General features: G+C 72.5%; 10 protein-coding genes. 5 read left to right on the top strand and 5 right to left on the bottom strand.

All coding sequences use genetic code 11. The features are described 5' to 3' along the window. Window position 1 precedes the first annotated feature (1 nt). The 5 genes from ACV530_RS06205 to ACV530_RS06185 all read right to left on the bottom strand — a co-directional run bounded on the left by ACV530_RS06205 (window position 2) and on the right by ACV530_RS06185 (window position 8,491). Window positions 2-1,132 carry an acyl-CoA dehydrogenase family protein gene (locus tag ACV530_RS06205; RefSeq protein ID WP_494331232.1) on the bottom strand — a complete coding sequence of 377 codons (1,131 nt, stop codon included), beginning with the start codon at window positions 1,130-1,132 and terminating at the stop codon, window positions 2-4. Next, entirely contained in the window at window positions 1,129-2,367 is a 1,239-nt protein-coding gene (locus ACV530_RS06200) for a cytochrome P450 (protein ID WP_494331231.1), read from the bottom strand. The genes ACV530_RS06205 and ACV530_RS06200 overlap by 4 nt, the downstream gene beginning before the upstream one ends. Window positions 2,368-2,568: 201 nt before the next feature. Beyond that, window positions 2,569-5,463: an AfsR/SARP family transcriptional regulator gene (locus ACV530_RS06195; protein ID WP_494331230.1), complete on the bottom strand. Its 2,895-nt coding sequence runs from the start codon at window positions 5,461-5,463 to the stop codon at window positions 2,569-2,571. 27 nt (window positions 5,464-5,490) lie between these two features. Continuing rightward, entirely contained in the window at window positions 5,491-7,398 is a 1,908-nt protein-coding gene (locus ACV530_RS06190; protein ID WP_494331229.1) for an AfsR/SARP family transcriptional regulator, read from the bottom strand. 91 nt (window positions 7,399-7,489) lie between these two features. Next, window positions 7,490-8,491 carry a LysR family transcriptional regulator gene (locus ACV530_RS06185; protein WP_494331228.1) on the bottom strand — a complete coding sequence of 334 codons (1,002 nt, stop codon included), beginning with the start codon at window positions 8,489-8,491 and terminating at the stop codon, window positions 7,490-7,492. A gap of 330 nt (window positions 8,492-8,821) precedes the next feature. Here ACV530_RS06185 and ACV530_RS06180 point away from each other — a divergent pair, with 330 nt between their 5' ends. From ACV530_RS06180 to leuA, 5 genes are all read left to right on the top strand, one after another. Next, window positions 8,822-9,508, top strand: coding sequence for a class I SAM-dependent methyltransferase (locus ACV530_RS06180; RefSeq protein ID WP_494331227.1), 687 nt, complete (start codon window positions 8,822-8,824; stop codon window positions 9,506-9,508). Between the two features lie 64 nt (window positions 9,509-9,572). Beyond that, a complete protein-coding gene (locus tag ACV530_RS06175) occupies window positions 9,573-11,807 on the top strand; it encodes an alpha/beta fold hydrolase (RefSeq protein ID WP_494331226.1) in 2,235 nt (744 codons plus the stop codon). 23 nt (window positions 11,808-11,830) lie between these two features. Next, window positions 11,831-13,003 (top strand): AMP-binding protein, encoded by a 1,173-nt coding sequence (locus ACV530_RS06170; RefSeq protein WP_494331225.1) that lies wholly within the window; start codon window positions 11,831-11,833, stop codon window positions 13,001-13,003. Continuing rightward, window positions 13,000-14,433, top strand: a complete 1,434-nt coding sequence (locus ACV530_RS06165; RefSeq protein WP_494331224.1) for a DHA2 family efflux MFS transporter permease subunit — start codon at window positions 13,000-13,002, stop codon at window positions 14,431-14,433. Before ACV530_RS06170 ends, ACV530_RS06165 begins: the two co-directional genes overlap by 4 nt. Beyond that, window positions 14,430-16,097 carry a 2-isopropylmalate synthase gene (gene leuA / locus ACV530_RS06160; protein ID WP_494331223.1) on the top strand — a complete coding sequence of 556 codons (1,668 nt, stop codon included), beginning with the start codon at window positions 14,430-14,432 and terminating at the stop codon, window positions 16,095-16,097. The genes ACV530_RS06165 and leuA overlap by 4 nt, the downstream gene beginning before the upstream one ends. Window positions 16,098-16,099: the final 2 nt, after the last annotated feature.

Genomic DNA, 16,099 nt, shown 5'->3' with positions numbered 1-16,099 from the left:
ATCACCCGACGCGCAGCGGCTCGCCGTCCAGGGCCGCGCACAGCGCCTCGGCCATCCGGCCCCGGGACGGCGGGTGGAAGTTGAGCCCGGCGGCAGCCGAGGCGAGGTACGTGCCCTCGTCGGAGCCGATGAAGGACATCCCGCCGAGGGCGGCGAGCCCGGCCTGGGTCGTGCGGGCGATCGCGTCCTGCGCGGCGTAGCGTGCCGTGAGGGCGGAGACCAGCAGCTTCTCGTCCCAGTGCTCGTCCTCCATCGCACGGGCCACGGCCTCGACGGACAGCATCGCCGCGTCCAGGTCCGTGACCAGGCCGGCCCGGTCGGCGGCCGATCCCCCGCCGTGCCGCAGCACGCGCTCGACCAGGGCGCCGGCGGTGCCCAGGTAGCCGGCGGACATGAGCAGTTCGAACCAGAGGAAGCCCGCGACGTGCAGCGAGTCCAGCACGGAGTCGGCGGTGACGTCGGTGAGCACGACCATCTGCGGGTCCAGCTCGACGTCGGTGAGGACGACCTCCTCGCTCTCGGCGCCGGCCAGCACGGAGCTGCGCCAGAACGGCCGTACGGAGACGCCGTCGGCGCTGGCCGGGACGATGGCCACGGCGAGGCGCTCGGTGCCGTTGTCGTCGGTCATCACCACGGAGGCGGTGAGCAGGTCCATGGAATGGGCCAGGCTGCAGGGCTTCTTGCTGCCGTTGAGGACGACGACGTCGCCGCGGCGCTCGGCGGTGATGGCCGGGCGGAGGATGGACTGCCCGGTGCGGCCCTCGGCGAAGCCGGACGCCAGCAGCATGCGGTCGCCGACGATGGCCTCCAGCAGCATCCACTCGAAGCCGGCCCCGTGCTTGGCGGTCTCGACGAGGCTGGCCACGGAGAAGTGGTGCATGGTGGTGGCCACGGCCAGGGAGGGGCAGCGGGCGCCGACGGCCCGCTGCAGCCGGACGGCCTCGAGGGGGCTCGCGCCGATGCCGGTGTTCTGTCCGGGCACCAGCAGCCCCGCGCCTCCGGCCTCGCGGAACAGGGCGATCGCCGGGCTGCCGGGCCGTTCCAGCTCGGCCAGCGGGTGGCGGGCCAGCGCGGCGTCGAGGCCGGGCAGCAGCCGGTCGAGGACTTCGCGGTCGGTGTCGAGGAAACTCATGAACGGGCCTTCGCGTTGATCGGGCTGATGGTGACGGGCAGGTCCTCGTAGACCCGGAGGCTGAAGGACTCCCGGCGCACCGGGTCCCCCGCGAGCTCCAGGCCGGGGAAGCGGGTGAGCAGCCGGCGTACGGCCACCGCTCCCTCCATGCGGGCCAGGGCGGCGCCCAGGCAGTAGTGCGGGCCGGCGCTGAAGCTGAGCACCTTGGTGCCGGTGCGCCGTACGTCGAAGCGGTGCGGGTCGGGGTGCTGCGCGGGGTCGCGGTTGGCGGCGGCCAGCACGGTGGTGACGTTGGCGCCCGCCGGGACGAGGATGCCGCCGATCTCCGTCTCCTGGCCGGCGATGCGCTCGGTCATCTGGACCGGCGTGTCCCAGCGCAGCGACTCCTCGACGGCTCCCGGCGCGAGGGCGTCGTCCGCGGCGACCAGGGCCAGCTGGTCGGGGTGGCGCAGCAGGGCGTGGGCGGTCAGACCCAGCAGGCCGGTGGTGGTCTCGAAGCCCGCCACGAAGGTCAGCAGCAGGGTGTCGATCAGCTCGCCCCGGGTCAGCCGCTCGTCGCCCTCGTGGGCCCGCAGCAGCGTGGTGGTCAGGTCCTCGGCGGGCTCACGGCTGCGCCGGTCGGCCAACTCCTCGAAGTACGCGCGGAGTTCGACGACGGCCCGGTCCGCCCGCTCCCAGTCCTCCGGGGTGCGCACGGGCTCCAGCAGACGGCTGGCGTCGCTGCCGAGCTTGCGGAACCGGATGCGGTCCGCCTCCGGCACGCCGATCAGCTCGCCGACCACGGCCACGGGCAGCGGGTAGCCCACGAGGTCCTGGAAGTTGGCCGTGCCGCCGTCCGACGTGGCGTCGGCGAGGTCGTCGAGCAGACCGTCGGTGATCTTCTCGATGGCGGCCTCGAGCGCCGCCACCTTGCGCGCGGTGAAGCCACTGCTGACCAGCCGGCGCAGCCGGAGGTGGTCGGTGCCGTTCGCCCGCAGCATCGACGCGTAGAAGAAGTCGGCCGCCGGGTGTTCGCGCCAGTCCGGCAGGTGGTCCTCGCACCAGCTCAGGTCCGGGGTGCGGAAGCTCGCGTCGGTGAGGACGGCCTGGCAGTCGGCGTAGGTCGTCAGGAAGTAGGTGTCGAGATCCTTGTCGTAGTAGACCGGAGCGATCTCGCGCAGCGCCTCGAGAGCGGGGAAGGGGTTCTCCCGTCCTTCCGGTGTGAACATGGAGAAGAGGAGAGTCTGGGGTTCCAAGTGGAGCACCTCGGCAGATCGGCTGTTCGTTCCGTTCGTTCCGGAAGAGAGCGTCACATCAGCGAATCTGCGGTCGGTCAACGAAGCATCAACGCCCCATCAACGGACGATAACCACGCAGGAACAGACAAACAGGAACAGACAAAAAGGCGCCCACCGATCCGTCGGGAATCGGTGGGCGCCGCCGGTCAGCGGGACGGGCTACCCCGTCAGCCGGGCCATGTCCTCGGCCTCGGGCATGCCGAGCCGGGCGAACAGGGCGTGCGCATGCCGGAAGTAGAAGACTGCCTGGCTCTGGTGTCCGCGCCCGGCGCTCGCGTGGCCGAGCTGGGCGAGGGCGCGGCCGAGGAAGTAGCCGTCGCCGTGCCGGGTGGCGACCTCCCGGGCCTCCTCCGCGTAGGCGGCGGCCCGGTCGTGCTGCCCCATCATGTTGTGGGCCTCGGCGAGCACGCCGAGCGTCAGGGACTCGCGGAAGAGGGACCCGGTCGCGCGCCACAGCTCCAGGCTGCGCTCGAAGCATTCCAGCGCCTCGTCCTGGCGCCCGGTCCACAGGCAGATCTGGCCCAGGTCCCGCAGGGCGCTGGCGAATCCGGCGCGGTCGCCGGTGGCCTCGGTGAGCGCGACGGCGGCGCGGGCCGACTCCAGGGCGGCGTCCGGCCGTCCCTGCACCAGCAGCGTGAAGCCGAGGTAGCCGCGGGTGTACGCCTCGCAGCTGGGGCTGCCGACCTCGACGGCGAGCGGCAGCGCCTCGGACAGCGTCTCGTGTGCGGTCGCGAAGTCGCGCAGGCCCAGGGAGGATCCGCCGAGGACGTTGAGCGAGAGCGCGAGGAGCGTGCGCAGTCCCTCGCGGCGGCAGATGTCGACCGTGGTGCGGAAGTGCCCCACGGCGGTGGCGAGTTCGAAGCGCAGGGCGTACGCGCCGCCCATCATGTAGTGCGCGACCGCGTCGGTGACCGGGTCGCCGGACCGGGCGGCCGCCTCGCGCAGGGCCCGTGCCGCCGACTCCATGCCGTGCGACGCGAAGCCGAACCGGCCCAGCGGGTCGCTGGCCAGCAGCAGTCCGGCGCAGGCGGACGGGGGGATGCGGGGCCGGCGCGCGCCCTGCTCGACGAGGGCGAGCAGGGCGGACTGTTCGTCGAGCAGCCAGCCGGCGGCCTCCTCCTGGGTGGCGAAGTGCGGTTCCGCGTCCGGGTCGTGCGCGTCGTCCGTGGGGAAGACGTCGCCCGCCGTGGCGACCCGGTAGGCGTCGCGGCCGCGGGCCAGGTACGTCTCGAGGAGCCGCAGGAGGGCGGCGTCCCGCTCCTCGCCGGGTATCTCCTCGGCGGCGGTCTTGCGGGCGAACAGCCGCAGCAGGTCGTGATAGCGGTAGCGGCCGGGCGAGACGGACTCCAGCAGGCTCAGGTCGACCAGTCCTTCGCACAGCTCCTCGGCCTGTCGCCGGGGCCTCTCCAGCAGGGCCGCCGCCCCGGCGAGCGTGACCTCCGGGAGGTCGGGCAGGGCCAGCAGCCGGAAGGCTCGCAGCTGTTCGGCGTCGAGCAGGTCGATGCCGAGCCGGAAGGTCGTCTCGACGGCGTCGGTGTCGCCGGACAGCTCGGCCAGCCGCCGGCGTTCGTCGGCCAGCGCCCGCGCCGTCTCGGCGACGGGGCTCGCGGGCCGGGCCGCCAGGCGGGCCGCGACGATCCGGATCGCCAGCGGCAGCCGGCCGCAGTCGGCGAGCAACTGCCGGGCGGTCTCCTCCTCGGCCCGGACCCGGCGTTCGCCGATGAGCCGTGCGAGCAGGGTCATCGCCTCGTGCTCGGTCAGCTCGCGCAGGTCGACCAGGGTGGCGCCGGGCAGCCCGGCCAGCCGGGTGCGGCTGGTGACCAGGACGCCGCAGCCGGGACCGCCCGGCAGCAGGTCGCGGACCTGGGCGAGGTCCCGGGCGTTGTCCAGGACGACGAACACGCGCCGGTCCGCCATCAGCGAGCGGTACAGGGCCGCACGGTCGGCCGGCAGGGCCGGGAGATGGCCGGGGCCGACGCCCAGGGCACGCAGGAAGTCGCCGAGCACCCGGGCCGGTTCGGCGGGCACGGGGTCGGTGCCGCGCAGGTCCACGAACAGCTGCCCGTCCGGGAACCGCTCGCTCATGCCGTGCGCCACATGCACGGCGAGGGCCGTCTTGCCCACGCCGCCCATGCCGCTGACCGCGCTGACGGCCACCACCCGCCCGTGGTCGAGGGCCGCGCGCAGCCGGCCGGCGACCTCCTCGCGGCCGGTGAAGTCGGCCGTGCCGGGCGGCAGTCGCAGCGAGGCGGCCGCGGCGCCCGGACCGGGCGGGGGCGTCCCTCCGTCGAGGATGCGCCGCTGGGCGCGCTCCAGGCCGGGGCCGGGCGTCACGCCGGGGCCACTCCGCAGGGCACGGCCGATACGGGCGTGGACCTCCAGGGCCTCGGCCTGGCGGCCCGCGGCGTGCAGCGCGGCCATCAGCAGTTCGTGCGTCCGCTCCCGCAGGGGGTTCGCGTCCGCGAGGGCCCGCAGCGGGCCGATCGCCCGTGCGTGGCCGCCCAGTTCGAGCTCCGTCTCCCAGCGGTCCTCCTGCGCCGCCAGCCGCCGCCCGGCCAGCGCGGTCCGCCGGGCGGCGGCGTACGGGCCGGGCACGCCGGCCAGCGGCTCGCCGCGCCACAGCCCGAGCGCCGAGTCCAGCAGCCGCCGCGCCTCTTCCGGGCGCCCGTCGCGGCGGGCGCGCTCCGCGGCGCCCGTGAGCCGCTCGAACACCGTGAGGTCCAGGGCGTCCGGGGCGAGCCGCAGGGCGTAGCCGTCGTCACGGGAGACGAGGACGCGGGACGGGGCGCGGGGCGGGCGCCCGGGTTCCAGCAGCCCGCGCAGCCGGGACGCGTGGGTGCGCAGCGCGCCGAGCGCGTGGGGCGGGGCGGCGTCCCCCCACACCGCCTCGACGAGGGAGGCGGTGGAGCCGCGCCGCCCCTGGCGCAGCAGCAGGGCGCAGAGCAGTGCCGCGCACAGGGGTGGCCGGACGGCCGTCTCGGTTCCGCCGACGACGACCTGGAGGGGGCCGAGGACGCGGAAGGACGGTTCGGGGGTGTCGGACGGCAAGGTCAACTCTCCGGTGTGCTGGGGTCGTTCGGGTCAGGCAGCGGTGACGGCGGCGCAGGACGGGCAGCGGACGGGCGTCCGCTGTTCGCCCTGGCAGCGCGGACAGTCCTGTGCGTACGGGGCCGGGGGCTCGGCTGCCGCGCAGGAGCGGGCGAACTCGCCGAGGAGCCCGTGGAAGCGGTACCGGCCGGGTGCCGGGGACTCGAGCAGGCTCGCGTCGACCAGCGACTCGCACAGTTCCTCCGCGCCGTGCGCCAGGCCGCCGAGGGCCGCGGCGGCGTCACCGGCCCGGAAGTCGGCGTCCGGCCGACCGGTCGGGGGCAGCAGGCGGAAGGCGCGCTGGAGGGGTTCGGGCAGCCGGCCGTACTCGCGGCGGAAGACGCTCTCCACCGCCAGGTCGGCCACCCTCAGTTCGGCCAGCCGGTCCTCGCTCTCCGCCATCCGTTCGACGAGGGACGCGGCGGTCCACGCGGGGCGGATGGCCAGGCGGATGGCCATGATGCGCACGGCCAGCGGCAGATGGCCGCAGGCCTCGACGAGCCGGGCGCACGCCTCGGGTTCGGCGGCCACGCGCTCGGGGCCGATCACCCGTCCCAGCAGGGCGAGCGCCTCGTCGGGGGGCATGACGTCGAGGTGGACGAACCGGGTGCCGGGCAGCCCGGCGAGCTTGGCGCCGCTGGTGATCAGCACGGAGCACGTGGAGGTGTCGGGGAGGAAGGGCCGGGCCTGTCCGGCGTCGTCGGCGTTGTCCAGCACGACCATCATGCGCCGCCCGGCCACCCGGGCCCGGAAGAGGCGGCCGCGGTCGTCGAGCCCGTCGGGGACGTCAGCGTCGGACACGCCCAGCGCGCGCAGGAACGAGCCGAGCACCGTCGCGGGGTCGACGGGGCATCCGCAGGGGCTGCGCAGGTCGGCGTAGAGCTGGCCGTGCCGGAAGCCGTCCCGCACCCGGTGGGCCGCGTGCACGGCGAGCGCGCTCTTGCCCACGCCGCCCAGGCCGGACACGGCCACGACGCCGGCACCGCTGCCGCACTCCCGGGCGAGCAGGCCGCACAGGTCCCGTACGGTCCGCTCGCGGCCGGTGAAGTCGGCGATGTCGCCGGGAAGCTGGGCGGGCGCGGAGGCGGAACCGTCCTCGCGCAACACCGTGAGGGCAGGCGCGGGGAGCACGGCGGGGGTGTCGTCCGCCGTGATGCCCCGGGCCAGCGCGGCCAGTTCGTGCCCCGGGTCGAGGCCGAACTCGGCGGCCAGGGCACGGCGGGTGCGCTCGTAGGCCGCCAGGGCCTCGTCCGGCCGGCGGCCGCGTACCAGGGCCTGCATCAGCAGACCGCACAGCCGCTCCCGTAATGGGTGCCGCTCCGCGAGCGCCGAGAGCTCGCCAGTCGCCTCGGCGTGCTCGCCCAGTTCCAGGTCGAGGGCGAGCCTGGTCTCCAGCACCGCGAGCCGCCGCTCGGCGAGTTGTGCCCGCTGGGCCTCGATGCCCGGTCCGGCCAGCCCCCGCAGCGGCTCCTCGCCCCACAGGGCGAGGGCCGAGCGCAGCAGGTCGCGCGCCTCGGCCGGACGGTCCGCCGCCCGGGCGCGTTCCGCGGCGGTGACGTAGCTCTCGAACTCCCCGAGGTCGAGCGCGTCCGGAGGCAGGCGCACGGCGTATCCGTCGCACACCGACACCAGGATCCGCGGGGCCTGTCCCGCGGCGTGCCCGGGTTCCAGGAGTTTGCGCAGCCGCGACACATAGGTGCGCAGCGTGCCCACCGCCCGCGCGGGGGGATCCTCGCCCCACACCGCGGCCACCAGCGTGCCGACCGGTACGGGCTCGCCCTGCCGCAGCAACAGCAGGGTGAGCAGCGTGCGTTGCTGCCGGGAGCCCGGATCCACCTCGGTGCCGCCGCGCCAGACCCGCAGCCGACCGAGCACGGCGAAGCGCACTATGTCGTCGGTCATGCCATTGCCCCTGTCCCCCTGGGTACGCCGTCGCGCGACTGTTCGGACGGTCGCCCCATATGAATACCATCAGAGGGAAATGGCCCGGTCTTTACCGCCCCTGGCGTGCCGCACAGATCGTGACTTCTTGATGAATTCCATGCATTGCGGCCACCGTTCCCCTCTCCGACGACAGTGCTGTAGACGATAACGCTGCAGCCGAATTCACGGCCGGCACCGCCGGGACATCGACGAGGGGAAAGCGCCTCAGCGCCTTGCGGGCCGCACGGAAGACGGCCTCGGACACGAAGGCGGGGGTGCCCGGGGCCGCGACGAAGGAGACCGGCACCGGCCCGGGCGGGGGCGGCAGCATCCCCGGGGGAACGGGCCGGAGTTGCCATAGTTCGTCGCCGTTGGCGAGGAAACAGCCGAATCCGAGACCGGCCCGGGTGGCCGCCCGCATCCCGGCCAGGTCCGGCCCCTCGTAGGCGATGTGCCACGGCACACCGCAGGCGTCCAGCGCGGCCCTGACGTGCGAACGCATCGTGCACGGCTCGGTGGACAGCACCACGGGGAGCGAAGCGGGGACGGACGGGCAGCCGGCGTCCGGGCCGAACCAGGCCAGCCGCACCGAGCCGAGGGAGCGGCCGCGGGCCTCGCGGACCGGCCGGGTGACCACCGCCACGTCGATTTCCTGGTCGGCCACGCGGGCGGCGATGGGTTCACTCATTCCGGTGCGTACTGTCGGCCGGACCCGTGGGAGCAACCGGGTGAGTTCGCCGAGCAGTTCGGGCAGTGCCTCCCCCAACTGCTCCGAGACGCCGATCGCGAGCCGGAACTCGTCCTGCGGAATCGTCAGCCGGGCAAGGGCCTCGTCGTTCAGATTGATGATCCGGCGGGCGTAGCCGAGGAGTTCCTCTCCCGCGGCGCTGAGCCTGAGCGGACGGCGGGTACTGGTGAAGACCGGGCCGTCGAGAATCACCTCGAGCTGGCGTATGTGCTGGCTCACCGCGGACTGGGTCAGGGAAAGGGCGGCGGCCGCCCGCCGGAAGCCGCCGGTCTCCACGATGGTGCTGAGCGTGCGGAGTTGGTTCATGTCGAGGTTGCGATACATCGGCATCTTTGTCCATGTTCTTGTCGCCCCCGTTCGCAGATCACTTTGATTTTGCTCCCGTTCACGGGCACTTACTCCCGCACGGATGCATCACGGGACCGTCCGGCGAAACGTCCGGATCAAACCGGTTTCGTGGGACACGTACCCCCTCTTGGAGGGCCGGGTGAACAGCGCTCCTTATCCGGACGATAGCGAACAGTTGTTGGATTATTCGAGAGCCGCCTCATAGACTCATGCGGTCTGAACCAAATCGCATCTCCCGGAATAAAGAAGCCATTTGAGGCCCGCCCACAAGGAATTCGGGACGATGCCCCATGAAAGGTGTTGGACGTGTCCCAGCCCCCTGCCTCCGCGACCGACCTGTGGAATCCGGAGACCTACGACGCGCTGCGCCGACAGCTCATCCCCTCCTTCGACCTGCTCTACGACAGCGCCGTCGACGTCGTCGCCATGAGCGTCCCCGACCGGCCGCGCATCCTGGACCTCGGCGCCGGGACCGGCCTGCTCAGCGCCGCCCTGCGGCACCGGCTGCCGCAGGCCGGACTGCTCCTCCAGGACCGCTCGGAATTGATGCTCGGCCAGGCCAGGCAACGCTTTTCCGCGGACGACCAGGTGGCCATCCGCGTGGCCGACCACATGGATCCGCTGCCCGCGGAGCCCTTTGACGCGGTGGTGTCCGCGCTTTCCATCCACCACCTCACGCACGAGAACAAGCAGGACCTTTTCCAGCGAATTCGCAAGGCATTGCGGCCCGGTGGAATTTTTGTGAACGTCGAGCAGGTGCTGGCCCCGGCCACCGGCCTCGAGGCCATGTACGACCGCCGGCACGAGGGTCACGTCCACGCCTCCGGCACGCCGGAGGAGGAGTGGGCGGCGGGCCGCGAGCGCATGAAGCACGACATCTGCGTCGACCTCGAGACCCAGCTCGGCTGGCTGCGCGACGCGGGCTTCGCCCACGTCGACTGCCTCGCCAAGGACTGGCGGTTCGCGACGTACGCGGGCTGGAACCCGGCCTGATCCCACCCGGCGTACCACCGGCGCATCGGCATCACGGGGGCATCCGGAAAGGGAACCACCACCCATGTTGTACGAGAGACTCCGCGACATCGCCGGCACCCGGCCCGATGCGCCGGCACTCCGCACCCCTCAGGGCGGCCAACTGACCTACGGCGGGCTGCTGGCGGCCGTCGACCGGACCACCGCGGGACTGCACCGCGCCGGGGTCCGGGCGGGGCGGACCGTGGCCTGCTCCCTGGACAACAGCACCGGCTACGTGGCACTGATCCTGGCCGCCGCACGGCTCGGGGCCGCGTACGTCCCGATGATCCGCGAGTTCCGCCCGCAGGACATCACGGCCGCCCTGGAACTCACCCGGCCCTCCCTCGTCGTCACCGACGGCAGCCGGCCGCCCCTGCCCGCCGGCGGCACGCGCACCGTCACCCTGTCCGAGCTCTCCGCCGGCGACCCGCTGCCGCCGCGCACGGACGAGCCGTCCACCGGCCGGTTCCGGATGCTGTGGAGCTCGGGCTCGACGGGCCTGCCGAAGATGATCGCCTGGCGGCAGGACGCGTTCGTCACCGAACGGCTGCGCTGGAACCGGCACATCGGCATCACCGACACCGACGTCTTCTTCTGCCGCCATCCCCTGGACGTCGCCCACGCCACCGACCTGCACCTGTTCTCCGCGCTGCTCGCCGGGGCGCAATGCGTGCTCGCCGACTCCCGGGCCGAACCCGCCGACATGGCACGGCAGCTCGCGGCGAGCGACGCCACCGTGATGAGCGCCCTGCCCGGCCACTACGAGGAACTGGTGCGCACGGCCCGCGAGAACGGCGGCATCGACCTCGGCCGGATGCGCCTGCCCCTGTGCGGCGGCACCTACGTGAGCCCCCAGGTGATCCGCGACTGCGACGAGGTACTGGGCCTGCGCATCCGGCAGTTGTACGGCTCGACCGAATTCGGGCTGGCCGCGGTGAACCTGACGGACACCGTGCAGACCGATGCCGACGTCCGCCTCGTCGGCGGCGTCGGGGCCCGCCTGGTGCCGCTGTCACCCGGCGACCCCGACGTCGGCGAGCTGGTACTGCGCTCCGGCTGCACCAGCGAGGGCTACCTCAACAACCCGGAGGCCCACGCCCGTACGTTCCGCGACGGCGAGTACTGGACCGGCGACATCGCCCGGCGCACCGCCGAGGACACCTACCGCGTCCTCGGCCGCGAGAACGAACTGCTGGACGCCACCGGCGGACCGGTGCTCGCCCCCGCGCTGGACGAGGAGATCCAGCGGGACCCCGCCGTCCTCGAGTCCGTCACCCTGGCCGCCGACCCGGGCACGCGCGGCAACGCCGTGTCCGTGATCGTCCGGCCGGCGCCCGGAGCCGCCGACGCCTCCGCGACGCACGCGGTGCGCCGGGTGCTGGAACGGCACGGTCTGACCGGCGAGGTCCACCCGGTCTCGTCCATCGCGCGCACCGCCGTCGGCAAACCGCACAAGTCCCTGCTGCGCGAGCAGTGGCTGACCCCCGTCCACTGCACCCGGTACACGGGCAAGGGCCCCACCGTGGTGCTCGTCCCGGGCCTGGGCATGACGTCCCGGTACTTCGAGCCGGTCGTCAACGGGCTGCGCGGCGAAGGCGACCACGACGTCGTCACGGTCGACCTGAGGGGCCACGGCACCGCGCCCGAACCCCCGGCGGGCTGGGCCCTCGAGGGCGCCGCCGAGGACCTGCACCGGGTGATCGAACGGCTCGGCCTCCGCGAGGTCGTGCTCGTCGGCTGGTCGCTGGGCGCGGCCGTCGCCTACGCCTATCTCGACACCTACGGCACCGGCCGGGTCGCCAAGCTGGTGTCCGTCGAGATGTCCCCGCGCCTCCTCGCGGAAGAGGGCTGGGAACACGCGGCGTTCGGCGGCCTCGACGCGGCCGGGGCCCTGGGCGCGGCACACCAGCAGTGGACCGACCCCGGGGCGTATCTCGAGGCCCTCGTCTCGGCGTGCTTCGCCGCCGGGAGCGAGCCCGGCCCCGAGGTCACGGGACCGCTCCTGGCGGAGTCCTCGCACACCTCGCCGCTCGCCCTGCTGGCCCTGTGGACGGACGTGGCGGGGCGGGACTGGCGCCCTTGGCTGCGCGCCCTGACGCTCCCCACGCTCTTCGTCCACGGCTCCAGGAGCCAGGTGTTCCCCACCGAGTTGGGGAAGTGGCTGCTGGACGCGGTGCCCGGCGCACGGCTGGAGCTCTTCACGGACAGCGGCCACGTCCCCTTCGTCGAGGAGCCGGAGAAGTTCGTCTCCCGGCTCCGCGAGTTCATCCAGGAATGAGTGCATCCAGGAATGAGGAAGCAGTGATCGGAAGAATCGACCGGGACACCCTTCTGGCGCACGCCAGGCGGCTCGCCGAGCACCACGGCGGGAAGCCGGTTGACCCGGCTGCTCGCGACCTGACGGACCTGGAGGTCTCCGGGCCCGCCGAGATCACGGCGATGACGCGGGCCGCCGCCGAGCGGCACGGCAGCGTCCTCATGTCCAGCGGCGGCACCACGGGCACACCGAAGCTGACGTACGTCCCCCACGACATGGCCCTCGAGCGCCTGTTGAAGGAGTGGCGCCCGCTGCGGCCGGGCAACGTGCTGCTCAACCTGTACAACCCGGGCCGCATGTGGGGCACGCACTACTACATGCAGAAGCTGGCCGAGGTCAGCGGATGCACGGTCATCCCGTCGGGCCCGTACTCCCCCGAAGAGCTCGGGACGTGGCTGCCGATGTTCCGTGACGTGGGCGTCGACGCGCTCGCCGCGACCCCGACCGGACTCGCCGACTTCGCCGAGGGCGTCCTCGCCACCGGCGTCAAGCTGCCTATCTCGACCATCATCTGGATGGGCGACCCGTGGACCGGGCACAAGCGCGAGCTCGTCCGCGAGGCCTTCCCCGAGGCCGAGTTGTGGGGCAACTACGGCTCGGTCGAGACCTGGGTGATGGCCACCACCCGGCCGGGCTGCGACGAGTCGACGCTGCATCTGCTCCCCGGCCAGATCATCGAGCCGGACCACGCGGGCGCCCTGCTGACCCGCGCGGGCGACGGCTGGACGGTGCCCGTCGTGCGCTACCGGCTCGGCGACCGGGTGGAGGCCGTCGAGTGCCGGTGCGGCCGGGACGACGCCCTGCGCATCCTGGGCCGCGCCGACGACGCGTTCAATTTCTTCGGCATCCTGTTCAACGTCCGCGAGATCCTCGACGCCGTCCGCAAGGCTCCCGGGGTCGTCGACGCGCAGCTCGTCCTGACCCGCAGCGCCGACTCCCCCAAGGCCGCCCAGGCCCTCACGGTCGAGTTCACCGGCACCGCCGACCCGCACTCGGTGCAGCGCACGCTGCTGAACGGCTTCTACCGGATCGCCACCCTCGACTCCCAGCATCCGGGCGCCGTTTCGGCCCACCGCGTCGACCAGCTGCGGCGCATCGCCCGTACCAACAAGACCCCGGCCGCCGTATGGCGCGACCTCCCGGGGAGGGCCGCGTGACGAAGCTCCGTGGCAATCCCTGGGCCACCCTGGTGGTGCTGTCCTTAGGGTTCTTCCTCACGCTGCTGGACCTGACGATCGTCAACATCGCCATTCCCAGCATCTCCAAGACCCTGCACGCCGACCTGCCGCAGGTGCTGTGGGCGGTGAACAGCTACGTCATCGCGCTCACCGCACTGCTGATCACGGCGGGCCGGCTCGGCGACATGCGCGGCCCGCGCCAGCTGTTCGCCCTGGGCGTCGGGGTGTTCACCGTCGCGAGCCTGCTGTGCGGGATGGCACAGAGCCCCGGCGAACTCGTCGCGGCGCGCGTGCTGCAGGGCGTGGGCGCGGCGCTGCTGCTGCCGCAGACCATGACCCTGATCGTCAGCTCCTTCCCCGCCGAACGGCGCGGCGCCGCCCTCGGCGTGTGGGGTGCGATCACCGGTGTGGCCTCGGTGGTCGGCCCGACCCTCGGCGGCCTGCTGATCAGCACGGTGGGCTGGCGCTGGATCTTCTACATGAACCTCCCCATCGGCGTGCTGATCCTCGTGAGCACCGCGCTGATCATCCCGGACCTGCGCACGGGGCAGTCGCGGCGGCTGGACGTCCTGGGTGTCGTCATCGCCTCAACGGCCCTGGTCTGTCTCGCCTTCGCCCTCATCAACGGGCAGGACTTCCACTGGAACGCCACGATCTGGCTGACGCTCTCGGCCGCCGTGGTGCTCGGCGTCGTCTTCTTCCTCCAGCAGCGCCGCCGCCAGGGGCGGGACCCACTGGTGCCGTTCGAGATGTTCCGCAGTCGCAACTTCTCGTTGCTCAACGGTGTTTCCGCGTCGACGACGGGCGGCATCTTCGGGCTGACGCTGCTGCTGTCCCTGTACTGCCAGTCCGTCCTCCACTTCAGCGCGCTCAAGGCGGGCATGATCCTGGTGCCCGCGTCGGTGATGTCCGTCCTGCTCGCCCCGTTCGCCGGGCGGCTGGCCGACCGGATCGAGGGGAAGTACATCCTGCTGACCGGGATGCTGCTGACCGCGGCCGGGATGCTGTGGGCGTCGCTGCTGATGTCGGGCTCGGCCTCCTGGCCCGTGTTCATGGCGCCGATGCTGCTCGTCGGCACGGGCAACGGCTTCGTCAACGCCCCGCTGGCGGCCGTCGCGATGCGGGGTGTCGATCCCGCGCTCGTGGGCGCGGCGTCCGGAACCCTCAACACCATGCGGCAGTTGGGCTCGGTGATCTGCAGCGCGGGCGTCGGCGCGCTCGTCCAGGGCCGGCAGGCGGCGACGGGCAGCGCGGGCAGCGCGATGCAGACCACGATGGCCCTGCCGATCGGGGTGATCCTCCTCGGTGCCCTCGCCTGTCTGTCCATACGGCGCGGCAGCACCGCTCCGTCCGCGCCGGCCGGCCGGCCTGTCTCCGCGGCCGCCGGGAACAGCGGGCAGCGGTCATGACGCAACGACCGTCGGGGATGCCGGTGCACAAGTACCGCCCGTACGAGGCCGTGGACCTGCCGGACCGTACGTGGCCGGAGCAGCGGATCACGGTTGCGCCGCGTTGGCTGTCGACCGATCTGCGGGACGGTAACCAGGCGCTGATCGATCCGATGTCTCCGGCGCGTAAGCGGGAGATGTTCGATCTGCTGGTGCGCATGGGTTACAAGGAGATCGAGGTCGGTTTTCCGTCGTCGGGTGCGACGGATTTCGACTTCGTGCGGTCGATCATCGAAGAGGGTGCGATCCCCGAGGATGTGACGATCTCCGTCCTGACGCAGGCGCGTGAGGAGCTGATCGAGCGGACGGTGGAGTCCCTGCGCGGTGCGCACCGGGCGACGGTGCATCTGTACAACGCGACGGCGCCGGTCTTTAGGCGGGTGGTCTTCCGTGGGTCGCGGGAGCAGGTGAAGCAGATCGCGGTGGACGGCACGCGGCTGGTGATGGAGTACGCGGACAAGATCCTCGGTGACCGGACCGTCTTCGGCTATCAGTACAGCCCGGAGATCTTCACCGACACCGAGCTGGACTTCGCCCTCGAGGTCTGCGAGGGCGTGATGGACGTCTGGCAGCCGGAACCCGGCCGCGAGATCATCCTCAACCTGCCTGCCACGGTGGAGCGTTCGACGCCGAGCACGCACGCCGACCGGTTCGAGTGGATGTCGCGGCATCTGTCGCGCAGGCAGTGGGTGTGTCTGTCGACGCATCCGCACAACGACCGGGGCACGGCGGTCGCGGCGGCGGAACTGGCGGTGATGGCCGGGGCGGACCGGATCGAGGGCTGTCTGTTCGGGCAGGGCGAGCGCACGGGCAATGTCGACCTGGTGACGCTGGGCATGAACCTGTTCTCGCAAGGCGTCGACCCGCAGATCGACTTCTCGCAGATCGACGAGATACGCCGCACGGTGGAGCACTGCACGCAGATGGAGGTCCACCCGCGCCATCCGTATGCGGGCGATCTCGTCTACACCTCCTTCTCCGGCTCCCACCAGGACGCCATCAAAAAGGGCTTCGAGGCCATGGAGGCGGGCACCGGCACCGAGTGGGCGGTGCCGTACCTGCCGATTGACCCGAAGGACGTCGGCCGTTCCTACGAGGCCGTCATCCGCGTCAACTCCCAGTCCGGCAAGGGCGGCATCGCGTACGTCCTCAAGAACAACCACAAGCTCGACCTGCCGCGCCGCATGCAAATCGAGTTCTCCCGCATCATCCAGGCCAGAACCGACGCGGAGGGCGGCGAGGTCACGCCGCAGGAGATCTGGTCGGTCTTCCACGACGAGTACCTCCGCCCCGGGGGCCGCGTCGGCCTGCGCACCGTACGGACCGCCACGGCCGGCGAACTGACCGTGGAGGCCGTCGTGGACGGCACCGCCACCGTGCTGCACGGCACCGGCAACGGCCCGGTCTCCGCGTTCTGCGAGGCGCTGGCCTCGGCCGGGCTCGACATCCGCGTCCTGGACCACACCCGGCACATCCGTGGCAGCGGCGCCGGTGCCGAGGCCGCCTCGTACGCGGAGTGCGTGGTCGGCGGCGAGGCGCTGTGGGGCATCGGCATCGACCCCAGCTCCACCACGGCGGCGCTGAAGGCGATCGTCTCGGCGGTGAACCGGGCCCATCGCGGGTGATT

Source organism: Streptomyces sp. SX-6 (genome assembly GCF_059089585.1).
Note: the sequence above shows the minus strand (reverse complement) of the source record. Positions and strands in the feature narration are given on the sequence as shown.